The sequence below is a fragment of the Shewanella hafniensis genome, assembly GCF_019655335.1.
Lineage (GTDB): Bacteria > Pseudomonadota > Gammaproteobacteria > Enterobacterales > Shewanellaceae > Shewanella > Shewanella hafniensis.
Window position 1 is genome coordinate 52,952 of record NZ_BPFD01000017.1, and the last position, 16,314, is coordinate 69,265.

A 16,314-nucleotide genomic window follows, 5' to 3' on the forward strand; every position below is an offset into this window, starting at 1 on the left:
AGCGCAGTTAACTGCGCTCTTTGTGTTTTAATTAGTTGTTAAATGACTTATTTTTAAGCCGCTTAAAACTTTAAGGTCAGGGACTGACCTTCACCCATGCCCTGCCATTCGATACTCAGATCCATAATCTCATTAAGAATATGTTCAAAGTCCGATTGGCTGACGGTTGGAACGGCTAGGTCGCGGCTGTTGCAGGCTTGTTCTAACAGATAAATAAAGCCGTCATAGGTTGGCGTCTCACCCGACCAGAGTAGCGACTGCAAGGTCTCAACTATGGATTCGGTTTGCCACACCTCCGTTTTATCAGCGATAGCGCGGGAGGTTTCATTATGTTCCAAGGCGAAGCTGATATCGGCGCCAGCTCTGACCTGCGAGAAGAAAGCCCCTTGAATATGCAGACGTTTTTCAACCACATAATGAATCATATCGTGGGGAGCAATGCCCTGTTCTGGCATTTGGGTTTGGGTCGCACTACCGTCCATGCGCACGCAGCGCAACTGACCATAACGCTGGGTTCCTTTGGTGAAGATGACTTGCATAAAACCATCCTTAGTATTTCGATTAACGCATACATAACGCGAACTCAAGTATAGTCCAACTCAGCGCCAGTATTAGGAAATCAACAATACTCTGCCGTTATAAATTACGCTGAATAAAGCGGAAACACTCTTCTGCCGCCAAGGGTTTACTAAAGTAAAACCCTTGCACTAAGTCGCACCCCATGCTCGACAATAATACCAATTGTGCTTCGTTTTCAACGCCTTCTGCCACCACAGTTAGCCCCAACTCATGGGACATAGAAATGGTCGCAGCACTGATAGCAGCATCGTTCGGGTCGCTCTCAATATCCTTCACAAAGGAGCGGTCGAGCTTCAATCTGTCTAAGGGCAAGAGTTTCAAATAGGATAAGGAGGAATAACCTGTGCCGAAATCATCAATCGCAAGTTCGATACCATGCTGGCGCAATTCCGCTAACAGGCGCGCATTCTGCTCCGGATATTGCATTGCCACACTCTCGGTGATTTCGAGCTCCAATGCCCCTTTGCCCAACTTATGCTTTAAAAGCACATTGGTGATATCGGCGACAATGCTATCTTTGCGGAGTTGATGCGCAGACAAGTTCACTGCCATTCGCAGCTCAGTCGCACCCGCAGCGCGCCATACGGCAAGCTGCGCCATGGCAGTTTCTAACACCCATTGGCCGATAGGAATGATCATGTCAATCTCTTCGGCGATGGGAATAAAGCGGTCTGGCGCTACCATGCCAAACTCAGGATGTTGCCAGCGCACTAAGGCTTCGACACTGACCACTTGCCCAGTGCGGATATCAATTTGTGGCTGATAATGCAGTCGTAATTCATCGTTAGCGAGCACTTGCCTCAGGCCCGTTTCAATTTGCTGGCGCTCGGTGATCAAGGTATTCATCGCCGCAGTAAAGAATTGATAGTTGTTGCGCCCCGCAGCCTTGGCGCGGTACATGGCCATATCGGCGTTTTTCATCAAGGCTTCAACACTGTCGCCGTCGGTCGGGAATAAACTGATGCCTATACTCGGTGATGAATGTAATGCTTGATTGTTAATAACATAGGTTTGACTCAAACCACTGCGCAGCGCTTCCGCTAAACTGGCCACCTCATCATGGTTCGTATCAGATAAGGCAACCACAAACTCATCGCCACCTAGACGTGCCACAGTGTCAGTATCACCAACGATGTTTTTCAAACGCCGCGCAACTTCTAACAAAAGTTGATCGCCCACATGATGGCCCAAGGTGTCGTTGATATTTTTAAAGTGGTCCATGTCGATAAACATCACGGCAATTTGACTGTCGGATGCCAGCGCCTCCCTGAAAACCACTTCGAGGCGCGACTGTAAGCTGAGTCGATTAGGCAGTAACGTCAAAGAATCATGGTGGGCGAGGAAATGAATCCGTTCTTCACTGACTTTACGCTCGCTGATATCGGTAAAGCTGCCGATGTAATGGCTCACCGCACCTGCATCATCGCGCACCACAGACATCATCAACCATTTGGGGAAATCGTAACCATGCTTATGTCTGTCCCAAACTTCGCCTTGCCAGAATCCCGTTTGTTCAAGGGCTGCACGCACTTGAGGGTCGATATTTTTGTCGGTACGCTCGGCCTCTAAAAAGCGGCAGTTTTTACCAATGATTTCTTCTCGTGAATAGCCGGTTATCTGAGAAAACGCAGTATTCACATCCACAATAATGTCGTTGGCATCCATAATAGTGATGCCTTCACCGCTTTGCTGGAACACCTGCGCCAATAGATTTACCCGCGCAACGGTGCGCTCCTGCTCGGTAATATCTTCAACGATAAAGAGAATAAGCTGTTCACCATCGGCACCTGTGACTAACGCACCATTGAGACGCACCGCCACTAATTGACCATTCTTATTCAAATAATGCTTCTGATAAGGGCCATAACGACGCGTTTGCTTTAGACGTTCTAATTGCTCAGTTTCACTTAATTGGTAACGCTTTGGTGTGAGCTCCCAAGGGTCAAGCTCATTTAACTCAGCGAGTGTGTAACCCGTGATCGCTTCGAATGCGGGGTTGATCGCCACAAACTGGCTATCGTATAAACGTTTAAGCACATGCCCTACAGGCGTCTTATCAAACAAGTTACGATATCTTTGCTCGCTTTCGACTAAAGTGGCCTGAAAAGCCTGACGACGGGCAATTTCCTTTGACAAGGCCATGGTTTTTTCCGTCACTTTCGCGGCAATACGTTGACGCTCACCGGAGGAAACCAGTGTCATACCGCCCACAACGGCACAGGTAATAAAGGCAAGCAGAAGCAGCAGTAGCGATAAGCTAAAAGTATCACCCATTAGCACTGCATAGGATTGATAAATCACTATATGCCAATGACGATCCGCTAACATCAGATTTGCCTGAAAATACTGCCCGGTTTTATCGCTAAATAGCTTGCTGCTAAACTCGGGAAACGACTTCTGGGTATTACTGTAAAGCAATGCACCGCCCGCACTCATGTCAGAGAGTTTCCACTGCAATCCCTTTACGCTCTCAACATCATTAATAATGCTTTGCAAATCAATCACAGCCGAACAAAATCCTGAGATTTTGCCTAGCCGATCGAACGAGGGCGCTATAAGCAAGGTGCCACCAGGGCCATTGGGATCTTGTGCTAATTGGATCTTAGCCGTCATCACAGGCGCTAAAGTCGCGCGCACTTTGGCAATGGCGGCGGCTCGTGTTGGTTCACTATTGAGATCTAATCCCAATGCCGCCTCATTACCTATTAATGGCTGAATATACATCACAGGGACTAGCCAGCCATCGGCATTAGCTTGCCAATCTTGAGGCCGCTTGACTTTGTAGGGAGCGCCAATGGCCGAACGGGTTGATGCTTCAAAACTGGGTAGATCGGCAGCCGCCACTAACGGCGACCAAGACCAAGCTCTAAAGCCATCTTTCTGCAACATGTTACGTTTGCCAAACTGCACAAACTCTTCATCAGAAACCTGCTCGCTATTATCGAATAAACTCGCTAAGGCGATAATTTGCTGCAGGTTGGCGCTCTGAAAACTATCAATATTGCTAATAATGGCATTGGATTGGATTTGAAACTTATCTTGCAGTTGTTGGCGCTGATTCATATTTGAGTAGTAATAAATACCCACGCAGAATAAAAAGCCCACCAGCAGAGGCACGCCGGTCTGAATGCGGCGAACACGCCAGATTGTCCGCTTATCAAATAACAACATAGTCAAGGGGATAAAGATCACGGCGCCGAGCAAATCTCCTATCCACCAATTCACTAAGCTTCCCAGTAAATCGGATGGCGGAATCGTACCGTTGATCACTAAAGCGCAGTTGCCAAAAACGGTCGCCACAATACAAGTAAAGGCCAAGCTCAAGCAGGATTTAATGACGGTATTAGGATTATCTAAGGTAAATAAATGATCGACTCGCCCAAGAACATGGGCAGAAAGCACAGCCTGTATGCAAGACCCAATCGAGATAGCAAAGGGTAACCAGCCCCAATGGATATGCCCGCCAATATTGATGTTGATCAGTAGCGAACCAATAAACACGCCAACCCAAGGGACATACTCTTTCCACAGGATACAGGCAGCAATGGCAATCCCTGCGGCAGGCCAAATGGCAGCTGAATATCCTGGTGGCAACGCAATCATCAAGCCTAGTTTACCTACAATTATGTAAGCTAAGGCGATGAAAATGTTTACCTTAAGGTATGGGGTAATTGACTTTATGTGTAATCCTTTAAACTGCCATAGTTACAATATTCAGAATCATAATGCCCTACTCGTTAACTCAATCTCAAGTAGATATCTGGGCAGTGATAAACTCACAGTCTAATAATCGTTTTACCTAATGTAAATAGCGTAAATGACTGACACGACCATTGTTTTAACTTGATGTTTTTATTTGAGATGCCCATCTAAAATCCGCTTAGTCAAACTTTACTCGCATTAAAAATAAGCATGTAAACATGTGCGCATGAGTCAGAGAAAACAGCAGCGCTATTTGGCACGCCTAAAAAGTAAATGTTGGCTAACACCCGCAAGTTTATCGTGGTATTCATCCACCCAATGACTTAGCCAATACATCAACTTTAGCCAAAATGAATAAATGAAGCGCCTCACACATTCCCAATTTATGAGAACCAAATCAGTTAAATTTAAGTTAATTTTGTAAATTTACTGATTTTATTTGGTTTTAATTAAGGTTTTTTTAATGCTTAACGTCTTTTCGCACGGGGATCCGCTTTCAATCAATAGCCGCTTCTTGGTATCCTCCTGCCGCATAAAAAAGTTGCATGCTGAATATTTTTTGTTCTGCCAACTGACTCCCTTTCCCGTTCAACCGGACCCGTTAATTGAAATTAGCTCTTAGCCAATTCATTGCTGAAAGATTGAACCTGATTATTCGGTTTTCAACCTTTAGCATGACAAACCTAACCCTGTTTTTCGGGTTATTGTTTGTGCTGCCTGTAGCTGACGTTTTATACGTATTAATCGGCGGTTGTGTTGATATTAGTGAACTCATCAGCCTCAGCAATGGCTTTTTAGTCGAGTTTATCGGCGCCAGTCTGCTTAGCCTGTTATTGCTCAACCCCCTCGTTATTCTGCAGTTATGGCATTTAATCGACTGCTGCTTCAAATTTTTCAATAATCTTGATTTAACTAACGCTTCACTTTTTTTAGCACCCCCAAGGCTAAAATCCCTCGAATATACCGCCCACGGTTGTCGCGCCCCACCATTTTAACCCTCTGTTTTTAAATTCAAATTAAGCATTAAGCGCTGAAAGCGGATCTTCGATTTCGTCGGGATGGCTGCACATTGTTGTGTCATGTCTCTTGGATTTCAGGATTTGCGCTCAGATAACGCCGCTTAGTGCGACTGCCTGTTCACGCTTGGCAGAGTTGTAAACCTTAGGGTTAGAGGAATCTTCCTTTGTTAATTCGAAAATTAAGTAAAGCGGCAATCGCGGCAGTAGCATTCATGCTCGCGGGTTGTGATGGCGGTGTGTTGGACCCTAAGGGTCAAATCGGTATCGATGAAAAACACCTGATTATCGTCGCCACCCTACTCATGCTCATTGTTGTTATCCCAGTGATTGCCATGACATTGTACTTCGCGTGGAAATACCGCGATGGCCGTGATCAAGAAATCTATGCGCCTAAATGGGCACACTCAACGGCGATTGAAACCGTCGTGTGGATAGTGCCGATTGTGATCGTGATAGTGCTAGGTGTGATCACTTGGGGTTCGACCCATGATCTTGATCCCTATAAACCTTTAGAACACGAAGCTAAACCCGTCACGGTTGAAGTGGTGTCGCTGGACTGGAAATGGTTATTCATTTATCCAGAACAAGGCGTGGCATCGGTCAATGAGTTGGCGTTCCCAGCCAATGTGCCGGTGAACTTTAAGATCACCTCTGACACTGCGATGAACTCCTTTTTCATCCCTCAGTTAGGCAGCCAGATTTATTCTATGGCGGGCATGACCACTAAGTTGCATTTGATCGCTAACGAGCCCGGCACCTTCGACGGTATCTCGGCTAACTACAGCGGTGCTGGATTTGCGGGCATGAAGTTTAAAGCGATTGCCACTCAAACACCTGCCGACTTCGATGCATGGGTGGCCAAGTTAAAACAACAGGGTAAGACTTTGGACTCAGCGGCCTACGCCACACTGGCTAAACCGAGTGAATACAATCCAGTTGAATACTTTGGCTCAGTGAGCAAAGGGATGTTTGACCAAATCGTGATGCAGTACATGCACATGGACTCACATGGCGGCATGAAAGGTCACGAAGGAATGGACATGCACGCAGGCATGGAACACATGGGCACTGAGCACACATCTGACATGGCAGACATGAAAGGTATGCACGACATGGCACATATGGCAGGCGAGCACGCGATGGAAAATACACAGAACATGGCCGACATGGATAGTTCAACACCTTCTGCACCGTCATTAACACAGGATTCATCCACAGAACCATCATCCTTAGAGCACTCATCCACTCAAAAAGTGGAGGCGGAGTAATCATGTCATTTCTCGGTAAATTAAGCTTAGATGCGATTCCGTATCACGAGCCCATCATCATGGTGACCCTAGCGGTCGTCGCAGTGGTAGGTTTGTATATCGCAGCCTTGATCACTAAACACAAAAAATGGAGTGTACTCTGGAATAATTGGTTAACCTCAGTTGACCATAAACGCCTCGGTATCATGTACATAGTGTTGGCTTTAGTGATGCTCATTCGTGGCTTCTCCGATGCCATTATGATGCGTACCCAGCAAGCACTCGCCACCAACGGCGCCGCAGGTTATCTGCCGCCAGAACATTACGACCAGATCTTCACCGCCCACGGCGTGATCATGATTATCTTTATGGCGATGCCATTTATGATAGGTCTAATGAACTTAGTCGTGCCGCTGCAGATTGGCGCACGCGACGTTGCCTTCCCCTTCTTGAACAACCTCAGTTTCTGGCTGACCGCCTCTGGCGCTGTGCTGATCAATATTTCATTGGGTTTAGGTGAATTTGCTAAGACAGGTTGGGTGGCGTATCCCCCCCTCTCAGAGCTGGCTTACAGTCCGGGGGTTGGAGTCGATTACTATATCTGGGCACTGCAAATTTCAGGCATAGGGACAACCTTAACCGGGGTGAACTTTATCGCCACCGTACTGAAGATGCGTGCTCCCGGCATGAAGCTGATGCAAATGCCAATCTTCACTTGGACTTGTACTTGGGCGAACATTTTGATCGTCGCGTCTTTCCCCATCTTAACCGCCGTGTTAGCCATGTTAACGCTCGACCGTTACATGGATTTCCACTTTTTCACCAATGATGGTGGCGGTAACGCCATGATGTATATCAACCTATTTTGGGCGTGGGGACATCCTGAAGTTTACATCCTGATTTTGCCTGCTTTTGGTATTTTCTCCGAGGTGATCTCAACCTTTACGGCTAAGCGTTTGTTCGGTTACACCTCTATGGTGTGGGCGAGCGGTGCGATTTCAATTTTAGGTTTCATCGTTTGGTTACACCACTTCTTCACTATGGGCTCCAGTGCCAACGTCAACGCCTTCTTCGGGGTGATGACTATGGTGATTGCCGTTCCAACCGGGGTAAAACTGTTTAACTGGTTGTTCACTATCTACCGTGGCCGCCTACGGTTAACGGTACCTGTATTGTGGACGCTAGGCTTTATGGTGACTTTCACCATAGGCGGTATGACAGGTGTGCTATTAGCCTTACCAGGAGCCGATTACGTTCTACATAACAGTTTGTTTTTAATCGCGCATTTCCATAACACTATTATTGGTGGTGCGGTATTTGGTTACTTAGCTGGCTTTGCTTACTGGTTCCCTAAAGCGACAGGTTTCCACTTGAATGAGCGTTTAGGTAAAGCGTCATTCTGGTGCTGGCAAATCGGTTTCTATGTGGCCTTTATGCCGTTGTACGTACTGGGCTTTATGGGTATGACACGCCGTATCAACCACATTGATAACCCAGCGTGGAACCTGTGGATCTACTTAGCCGCCGTGGGTGCTTGCATCATCATGGTCGGTATCATTCTGCAGTTTATCCAACTGTACGTGAGTATCCGTGACCGCGACCAAAACCGCGACACCACGGGCGATCCATGGAATGGCCATACGTTAGAGTGGTCAACCGCTTCTCCACCGCAGTTCTATAACTTCGCTAAGCTGCCACAGGTTGCTGATATCGATGCCTTTACCGATGCGAAAGAAAAAGGCTTGGCTTATCAAGGCCTCAAACACTATCAGCCAATCCATATGCCGAAAAATACCTCAAGCGGTATCTTAATGGCGCTGGGGATCACTGCCGCGGGTTTTGCCGCTATTTGGCACATTCTCTGGTTAGCCATTGTGGGCTTAGTGGGCGCTTTCGTGGTGTTCCTGTTCCGTGCTTATAACAATGACGTCGACTATTACGTGCAACCCGATGAAGTGGCTCGCATTGAAAATGCCCACTTAAACAATGTAGTAAGGGGCTGATATGAGTATTGCAATCCCAGCAGATTTAGAAGTAGCTCACGCAGAAGATCACCACGAACACCATGACACGAGTGGCAACACTCTGTTTGGTTTTTGGATTTACCTGATGACCGACTGCATTTTGTTTGCCTCGGTTTTCGCAACCTATGCCGTGCTCTACATGAACACGGACGGTGGCGTTTCGGGTAAAGACATTTTCGAATTGGACTTTGTGCTGATTGAAACTGCCGCCCTACTCGTTAGTAGTATTACCTACGGCATGGCGCTGATTTTTGCTAAGCGCCACAACAAAGCGGCGACCCTCACTTGGTTAGCCATTACCTTTGCACTGGGTTGTGTGTTTATCGGGATGGAAGTCTATGAGTTCCATCACCTGATTGAACACGGCAATGGCCCGCAGCGCAGCGCTTTCCTGTCGTCCTTCTTCACCCTTGTCGGTATGCATGGTTTGCACGTAACCGCAGGTCTAATTTGGATGGCGATCATGATGATTGAAGTGGCAAAAACCGGTTTAGGCAACCGAAGCATCACTCGCCTGAGCTGCTTAAGCTTGTTTTGGCATTTCCTCGACATCGTATGGATTTGTGTATTCACGGTCGTGTATTTATTGGGAGCACTGTAATGGGCGCACATAGTCATACGCACAATCAGCCTAGCCATGGCACTGACGATCTGGCCGCGAGCATTAAGTCATATCTAATGGGCTTTGTGCTGTCTGTGGTATTAACCGCCATTCCATTTTGGGCGGTAATGACCCATCACTTCGAGCAATCGACGACGCTCGCCGTCGTAGTTGTAACGGCACTGGTGCAGATTTTAGTACATCTTAAGTACTTCTTGCATTTGGACTTTTCCAAGGAAGGCAAGATCAATACTTTCTCCTTCCTGTTTACCGCCCTGATTATTGTCATGGTAGTCGGCCTGTCGGTGTGGATCATACTCGAAGCCAACGCTTTGATGATGTAACGAGAAACAGTCTATGCAAATACAAGACAGATTTATGTCACCGCAATGGAAAGCACGCTTCAAAGGGTATGTACAGGTGACTAAGCCTGGCATCATTTTCGGGAATCTGATTTCCGTTGCTGGCGGTTTTTTATTAGCCGCCAAAGGCGACGTAAATCTGGTCTTGATGCTGGCAAGCTTAGTGGGATTATCCTTAGTCGTCGCCTCAGGCTGTGCGATTAATAACTGTATTGACCGTGACATTGACGCCAAGATGCAGCGAACCTGCAAACGCGTGACCGTCACGGGCGAAATAGCCGTGGGTAACGTACTCGCGTTTGGACTCACCTTAGGTGTGTTGGGCTTTAGCATCTTAGCCTTGTTTACCAATGCATTAGCCCTACTATTTGCCGTTATTGGTTACATAGTTTATGTGGGGGTTTATAGCCTCTACATGAAACGTAACTCAGTGTATGGCACTTTAGTTGGCAGCTTCTCGGGCGCAGTACCGCCCGTGGTGGGCTATTGCAGTGTGACAGGGCAAATGGACATAGGTGCAGCTATTTTGCTGTTGATGTTTAGTCTATGGCAGATGCCACATTCTTACGCCATCGCGATTTTCCGTTTTAATGACTATGCGGCCGCTAATATTCCTGTGCTGCCGGTTGCAGAAGGCATGACCAAAGCAAAACTGCATATCGTGCTGTATATTGCCGTATTCGCCTTAGTCAGTGCGCTGTTGCCACTCGCGGGTTACACAGGTATCGCCTTTATGGCGGTCACCTGCGCCACCAGCCTGTGGTGGCTTGCCATGGCATTAAAAGGTTATCGCCACGGCGTAGACATGCACCGCTGGGCTCGCCAAGTGTTTGGGTTTTCAATCATCACTATTACGGCGCTCAGCGTGACTATGGCGCTCGACTTTCAAGTTGTGAGTCAGGCGCCACTGCTCACCTTAGTGAAGTAAACCCTAAGCTTTCAGCTAGTTGCCTAGTACTGAGATAAGTTGATAATACAAAAGCGCTAACCTAGATTAGCGCTTTTTTTCTCCCTTAAAACAGCCCCTGAAGCATCACGTCTAAGTGAACATCATTCGCCACCACATACCGGGTAGGCTAGTAAAGCCTGTCGTATAGTGTTTTAGCTCACCCTCTTTAAAGATCATAATGGTTGGCGTCGCCTGCAATGACCAATCACGGGCAATCTTGCTGTCACTATCGTTAATAGTGTCAAAGCCATAGCCTTGATGCTGAAGATATTTTCTCAGTTTCTCATCCTCCCCCGAATTCATGGCAACCGTCACCACGGGGTAATAGGCCGACATTTGATTAACCGCCGGACTGACAAAATTACACACAGGGCACCAAGTGCCCCAGAAGTACACCAATACCGCATGATCTTGGCTTAACTTGGCAATATCAAGCGAATCCCCAGCCAACGTCGTCCCTTGGAGCTGCGGCAAATTATCCCGTGGGATATCTTTGCCGCGCCAGATGTCCATCACACTGGTCACGATAAGGGCAATGAGCAGCCAAAGTGCCAGCTGCTTAATCCAGCCCAATATGCGCTTAGGTAAAGATATCGAAACTTGTTCGGCGCTCATATTTTCAGTTTCCTTTGGCGGCATCTTAACTGCTCTTCTGCGTCTTATCTTTAGCGGCAATCGCGGCTTCAAGCTGCTCTTTTAACACTTCGTAAGGCACTAATCCGGGAATAAGCGTATCGGCCACTATCATACTTGGCGTGCCACCTATGCCTAACTCATTCATTAAATTAACATTGTCATCGACCATTTTAGCCACGCGCGCATCTGTGTTGCCGACCCAACGCTCGGTTGCCGTTAGTTTAGCGACCTTAGCGATGGCGGCGGCATCGAGTCCACGCGGGCTCGACATCAACATATCCTTCACCTTGAGATACTTTTCAGGCTCGTTTAACCAAACCGTTTGGGCAAAATCGACCGCCATTTTAGAGCCTTCACCCTGCAGCGGTACCATTTTGACTATGATCTTTAACTGCGGAAATTCTTCAATCAGCTGGTTAAGCGAAGGCTCGATTTTCTTGCAGTATGGACAGTTAAAATCGGTGAAGTACACCATCTCAATCTCAGGTGTCGCAGCACCCTTCCATGGATCGCTTTTGGTCTCATACATGGCTTTATGATGGGTTACTAGGCTAGTTTGCATGGCCGTATTTGCCCCCTCTTGCTCCCTTGCTTGCCACGCAATAATCGCTTCTCTCATTAGGTCAGGATCATTGATCAAAGCATCTTTAAGAATTGCTCGCACCTCTTGTTGCTGCGCCGCCGATAAACTGCTGTCCTTGGCATAGGCAGATGCCGTCAGCGAAGGCAAGGAAACCACTAGCATGGCCATGGCGACACCCGAGACAGCAAACATCTGCAACTTGCGATGTTTGAATAAAGAGCTAAATTTCGACATTTTGGTGCCTCCGATGACTTGAGTATTCTGCATTGATTCAGTGATGTTTTGTGCTTCAATTGTCTGTTTCATAATCGATTTCCATTGTCTTAGGTCAGAGTTATCCCTGACGTGAGTATTTGTTGAGGGCCACTCGACTCGCTATTGAATGAGACTCGCCAGTGATATTGCCAAGTGACATGTCCGAGTGAACGGCTAGTCGTTAGCTTGATTTCCCTGCCGCTACGGATGACTTTTCAGGGGACGCAGAGGCCTGCTCAATTGCAGCAAGCACAAGTTCAGTCGATAGAATTTCCGGTAACTCAATCCCTTGCGGTGCACCCGGACCGTAAACCACGTTGAATGGCACCCCGAAACGATTATGGCTTTGCAGGTAGTGAGTAATGGGCTCAGAAGGCGTGGTCCAATCGCCCTTCATCGGCACAATATGTGGCTGTTGCAACAGGCTATAGACTGGGTCTTGCAGGATCACGCCAACTTTATTGGCCTTACAGGTGATACACCAATCGGCAGTGACATCAACAAACACAGTTTTGCCTTGGGCGACCTGCTGATTAATCAATGCTTGATCCAATGGCGTCCAAGCAAGGTCCACAGGTAAAGGTTTAGCCCACTGGTTCACCGTCATAAATGCGATAACCGCCGACAGTAAAATGCCGATACCTAAGCAGCTCACAATGGCAATCGCGCCATATTTTTTAGCCATAAACAGCATAAATATCAGTGTAATGGCACCCGCTAACGGCCACAGGTAGCTAGTATCTATGAAGCTTGCCAACAGGCTAATCAGCCACAAACTGGTGATGAGCAACATGCCGGAGAAAAACACTTTGACTGTGTTCATCCAGCGACCGGGTTTAGGGAAATAACCCGCCACCTGCGGAAATGCCGCCACAATCAACCAAGGGAACGCCATACCCACGGCCAACGCAGTGAAGATGGCAAACAAGCTCAGTACATCGGCGCCCAAGGCGAAGGCGACCGCGGTACCCAAAAATGGCGCACTGCACGGCGTCGCCAGTAGCGTCGCAAACATGCCCTGTAAAAAGTGTCCGCTGTTATTATTGCCGCCCGTCGTCGCCAACTTGGTTTGCACGTTAGAGGGTAAGTTAATCTCAAATACACCTAACATATTGAAGGCAAACACTGTGGTCACCAGCGCCATAAAGCCGATAAACCAAGGGTTTTGGAACTGCACGCCCCAACCAATCGCTTGACCCGTGAGCTTAAGCATTAAGATAAAGCCAGCCAGTAACCAGAATGAGGCCAATATCCCCAGCGCCGATGCGATGAACTGTTGGCGGATTTGATTACGCTTAAGATCAGGCGCTGCAACCACAGAACTGAGCTTCATGCCAAGCACTGGTAACACGCAGGGCATGACGTTTAAGATCAACCCCCCAATAAGTGCTAACAAAATCATGCCAAATATTGAGGTGCTTGCTTGGGTAATCACCACAGGCTTCACTTCGGCGCTATATTCCAGCGCTCGCTCACTATCGACGACAGTAACATTCAGCGACTTACCTAAGACTTCGGGCTCGCCCAGCCAACTTTGACCATTGAAAATACCAATCAATTGCTTGCCGTTAACATCGCTTTCACTTGGTTTTAAGCTCACTAGCTTAAATGTGGTATCTGGCTCGCCATCGATAATCACGGTTGGACTTTGCCAGTTGGCATCATTAAGCCTGACTTCAAGTTGACCTTTGGCGGCATCCCAACCTATTGTCATCGCAGGATTTTGGCCCTCTTGGGTCAATACTTTTTGTGGCACAAGCGACTTGGCCTTGTTGTAGGCCAACATGGCATCGGTATCCGCTTGCAGCGCATTGGGCGTGAAGTCGAGACTAATCTGATAATCCGTCAGTACACAGATAGTGGTACAAGTCGACAAGGTCACTTTACCACGCAGCTGAGTTGACGCAGCGATATCATCGACTTTTAGGGTTAAGGGAAAGGTGGTATTACCTTTGTAACCAAAGGTTTGTAATCCCAATAATGAGAACTCCTCTGGCGCAGGCCACCTCCAATCCACTTGCTGTAGATTGCGAGAGCCATCCCACTTGATGGTAGGCGCAATACCGCCTTCCCCAGGACTGCGCCAATAGGTTTTCCAATCGCCCTCAAGTTGTACTTCAAGCACCGCGGGCAAAGTATTCGTTACGGGATCAACCTCCCCCGTCAGCATAAAACGTACTTTGGCTGGCGGGTGATTATCGTTAACTAACCACCCCGTCGATGCGGCCAATAGTGACGGACTTGTCACTATCAAGGCGAGTATCCAGAATCTGCTTAATATGGATTTTAATGTACTCATTTTGTCCCCAAAATATGCATTAACTGTATGTTATTCAATTGCATATTAATCTCTTCGATATATCGTCAGCATCTGCCATTGCAATACTTAAGTACTATTAGATCAAGCTAAGTGAAACAAGACTCAGTGATGCGGCATACATGCTTACCTTGCTTCTAAGCCATATAAATATTGGCTAACGCTATGTTCTGGTTACCAATATCGTAACGGCTTAAGAAACATCGCGTGATAAAGCGGGTTTAATTCAAGAAGTCTGATAGGAAAGTGTGATGTGTAAAACAGGCGATCTGCTGCTATTAAATTTGATTTCTGCTGGCAAAATGCGAGAAAAATCAACTATTGAGCGAGAGAAAGCATGCCTAAAAACCACCTATCAAATTGATAAATAAGTTTTTATTCTTGAAAGCGACAATGTGTGAGATGTATTCGCCTAGGTTTAGCTTGATAACCTTGTAGGGGTAACAGGGTTATCACGCGGGAGGCGCGGGGAAGTAACGGTAGTAGGAACAACAGGATAAGAAATGGGATGCTACTCGGAGTGTCGATACAGGTTCGGATCGATTTCTCAGACAATTCACATTTTTTAGGCCCGCTTTTGACCAGATCAGTACCCGCCAATTGGATATCGACGTGGCTAGCCATATTGCTTGAAGCTGAGCCGCGGTTTAAAGCTGAACTTGCGTTTGAAACTGAGTTAGCGCTAAAACCAGCACCAGAAAAAGACGTAGCCGACATCGCTTGCGCGCTCGACTCTTTGAGCAACAAGTTAAGTAGTCCACTGTTTTGAGTCAAACAGAACAAGGTCAGAATGGTAAACACCATCACGCCCCATAAGTTACCTGTTTTCTTAGTCAATAACGTAAAAATATGGATTTCTCTTCGTCTTATTATTTGATTATAAAAATAAAAAATGAGTATCTTTCAACAGATAGCTTAACATAAGACCGGCGGAGTGTAACAATAGTTCATCAACAAGCAAATTATTCCGGTCTACCAGACTCAAGCCATAGCCTACCATTTTGATATAGCCGCGCTTTTGCTGACGGATAATTTGAGTAACAACGACCTAAGTTCTTACCATCATACTCAACGAGTTTTATGCTCTAACATCCTGATTCAGCATAACTAGCCACAATAAGTAAAAGTCCGCCAGAGTGACTCTTAGGTGGACTTTATGACGAACTAGTAATGTAGCTCGCTTTTTGGGTAGCAAAAAATCTAATCAATCATATTTACCTTTATATAAATCTTGAACCATTGTTTGATATAGCCCAGATTTCTGTATTTTTTCAAAGCCAGAATCATACTTTTCGACAAAAGCTTCGACATTAGGATAATTTTTAGAAAACATGAGGAAGGAGAAATTTTCATCATACGCTAAAGGGTGAATTTTAATTTTAGCTTGTTCCTCAGCGGATAAATCACGCATCAGTTTCCGACCCACGGCTTCATTTACAATGAACGCGTCAAAGCGTTTGGCAATTAGCATCTTGATTCCTTGTGGGTATTCGTTTAATTCTTGAACTTTAACTCCTATCTCAGTCAATGCTTTAACATAGTAATCGGCTCGGTTGCTCCCGATAGTAAATTGTTTAAGATCACTCATAATCTTCCAGTCAAACTGACTATCAACTCGTTCAATAAATATGCTGCGAGAAACGATTATCGGTTTCTTACTGAACAGATATTGGGCTTTACGATCTTCTTGAATGGACCAACCGGGTGACGCAAGAAAATATCCATTACCTGTTTCTACTTCAATACGAGCCCAAGGTTTGAACTCGAATTTTGCGGTAATTCCTTCCTGCTCAAAAGCGATTGTGACCACATCGTTTAAAAAACCCAATCCTTTCAATTTAGCGCCAGCATACGGAGACCATTCTCCGCTACCGATAAGAACATCTTGGTTTGCAGCCGAAACAAAGGCACTCTGTACTGGTCAACCCAAACTGGACACTTTTACTTGAGAATTTTCAAACTCTACAGGTGACAGATCGTCATTAGCAGAATGCAGCCGCTCCAAGTTATAATATTTCATGTAAGCCGTCACATCTTGCT

General features: G+C 46.6%; 14 protein-coding genes. 6 read left to right on the forward strand and 8 right to left on the reverse strand.

Features of this window, described 5'->3' with window-relative positions; all coding sequences use genetic code 11:
* Positions 1-62: 62 nt before the first annotated feature.
* A complete protein-coding gene (locus K5Q99_RS07495) occupies positions 63-539 on the reverse strand; it encodes a hypothetical protein (RefSeq protein ID WP_006084642.1) in 477 nt (158 codons plus the stop codon).
* A gap of 97 nt (positions 540-636) precedes the next feature.
* Entirely contained in the window at positions 637-4,260 is a 3,624-nt protein-coding gene (locus K5Q99_RS07500) for a bifunctional diguanylate cyclase/phosphodiesterase (protein ID WP_220776500.1), read from the reverse strand.
* Positions 4,261-4,886: 626 nt separating this feature from the next.
* Between K5Q99_RS07500 and K5Q99_RS07505 the strand changes: the two genes are divergently transcribed.
* The 6 genes from K5Q99_RS07505 (at position 4,887) to cyoE (ending at position 10,462) form a co-directional block, all read left to right on the forward strand.
* Positions 4,887-5,276, forward strand: a complete 390-nt coding sequence (locus tag K5Q99_RS07505) for a hypothetical protein (protein WP_106649000.1) — start codon at positions 4,887-4,889, stop codon at positions 5,274-5,276.
* Positions 5,277-5,464: 188 nt separating this feature from the next.
* Positions 5,465-6,568 (forward strand): ubiquinol oxidase subunit II, encoded by a 1,104-nt coding sequence (gene cyoA / locus K5Q99_RS07510; protein WP_220776495.1) that lies wholly within the window; start codon positions 5,465-5,467, stop codon positions 6,566-6,568.
* Between the two features lie 2 nt (positions 6,569-6,570).
* Positions 6,571-8,550: a cytochrome o ubiquinol oxidase subunit I gene (gene cyoB / locus K5Q99_RS07515; protein WP_220776496.1), complete on the forward strand. Its 1,980-nt coding sequence runs from the start codon at positions 6,571-6,573 to the stop codon at positions 8,548-8,550.
* A gap of 1 nt (position 8,551) precedes the next feature.
* A complete protein-coding gene (cyoC, locus tag K5Q99_RS07520; protein WP_006084646.1) occupies positions 8,552-9,172 on the forward strand; it encodes a cytochrome o ubiquinol oxidase subunit III in 621 nt (206 codons plus the stop codon).
* Positions 9,172-9,516 carry a cytochrome o ubiquinol oxidase subunit IV gene (gene cyoD, locus K5Q99_RS07525; RefSeq protein WP_220591473.1) on the forward strand — a complete coding sequence of 115 codons (345 nt, stop codon included), beginning with the start codon at positions 9,172-9,174 and terminating at the stop codon, positions 9,514-9,516. Before cyoC ends, cyoD begins: the two co-directional genes overlap by 1 nt.
* Before the next feature lie 13 nt (positions 9,517-9,529).
* On the forward strand, positions 9,530-10,462 hold the full coding sequence (gene cyoE / locus K5Q99_RS07530; RefSeq protein ID WP_220591474.1) for a heme o synthase: 933 nt from the start codon (positions 9,530-9,532) through the stop codon (positions 10,460-10,462).
* Between the two features lie 111 nt (positions 10,463-10,573).
* Here cyoE and K5Q99_RS07535 read toward each other — a convergent pair whose 3' ends face one another.
* From K5Q99_RS07535 to K5Q99_RS07560, 6 genes are all read right to left on the reverse strand, one after another.
* Positions 10,574-11,098 carry a protein disulfide oxidoreductase gene (locus K5Q99_RS07535; RefSeq protein WP_220776497.1) on the reverse strand — a complete coding sequence of 175 codons (525 nt, stop codon included), beginning with the start codon at positions 11,096-11,098 and terminating at the stop codon, positions 10,574-10,576.
* Positions 11,099-11,123: 25 nt separating this feature from the next.
* Positions 11,124-12,008: a DsbA family protein gene (locus tag K5Q99_RS07540; protein WP_220776498.1), complete on the reverse strand. Its 885-nt coding sequence runs from the start codon at positions 12,006-12,008 to the stop codon at positions 11,124-11,126.
* 130 nt (positions 12,009-12,138) lie between these two features.
* Complete coding sequence (locus tag K5Q99_RS07545; protein WP_220776499.1) at positions 12,139-14,256, reverse strand: protein-disulfide reductase DsbD family protein; 2,118 nt, start codon at positions 14,254-14,256, stop codon at positions 12,139-12,141.
* 393 nt (positions 14,257-14,649) lie between these two features.
* Positions 14,650-15,078 carry a hypothetical protein gene (locus tag K5Q99_RS07550; protein ID WP_106648985.1) on the reverse strand — a complete coding sequence of 143 codons (429 nt, stop codon included), beginning with the start codon at positions 15,076-15,078 and terminating at the stop codon, positions 14,650-14,652.
* A 400-nt stretch (positions 15,079-15,478) separates the two neighbouring features.
* Positions 15,479-16,111: a substrate-binding periplasmic protein gene (locus K5Q99_RS07555; protein ID WP_246604419.1), complete on the reverse strand. Its 633-nt coding sequence runs from the start codon at positions 16,109-16,111 to the stop codon at positions 15,479-15,481.
* An 84-nt stretch (positions 16,112-16,195) separates the two neighbouring features.
* The coding region (locus tag K5Q99_RS07560) for an IS3 family transposase (RefSeq protein WP_220775748.1) at positions 16,196-16,314 on the reverse strand (119 nt) is incomplete at its 5' end.

Excerpts from the sequence above, each read along its gene's own strand:
- K5Q99_RS07535 (WP_220776497.1), bottom strand. The coding sequence starts at position 11,098 with ATGAGCGCCGAACAAGTTTCGATATCTTTACCTAAGCGCATATTGGGC.
- K5Q99_RS07540 (WP_220776498.1), bottom strand. The coding sequence starts at position 12,008 with ATGAAACAGACAATTGAAGCACAAAACATCACTGAATCAATGCAGAAT.
- cyoE (WP_220591474.1), top strand. The coding sequence starts at position 9,530 with ATGCAAATACAAGACAGATTTATGTCACCGCAATGGAAAGCACGCTTC.
- K5Q99_RS07495 (WP_006084642.1), bottom strand. The coding sequence starts at position 539 with ATGCAAGTCATCTTCACCAAAGGAACCCAGCGTTATGGTCAGTTGCGC.
- cyoB (WP_220776496.1), top strand. The coding sequence starts at position 6,571 with ATGTCATTTCTCGGTAAATTAAGCTTAGATGCGATTCCGTATCACGAG.
- cyoC (WP_006084646.1), top strand. The coding sequence starts at position 8,552 with ATGAGTATTGCAATCCCAGCAGATTTAGAAGTAGCTCACGCAGAAGAT.
- K5Q99_RS07550 (WP_106648985.1), bottom strand. The coding sequence starts at position 15,078 with ATGGTGTTTACCATTCTGACCTTGTTCTGTTTGACTCAAAACAGTGGA.
- K5Q99_RS07545 (WP_220776499.1), bottom strand. The coding sequence starts at position 14,256 with ATGAGTACATTAAAATCCATATTAAGCAGATTCTGGATACTCGCCTTG.
- cyoD (WP_220591473.1), top strand. The coding sequence starts at position 9,172 with ATGGGCGCACATAGTCATACGCACAATCAGCCTAGCCATGGCACTGAC.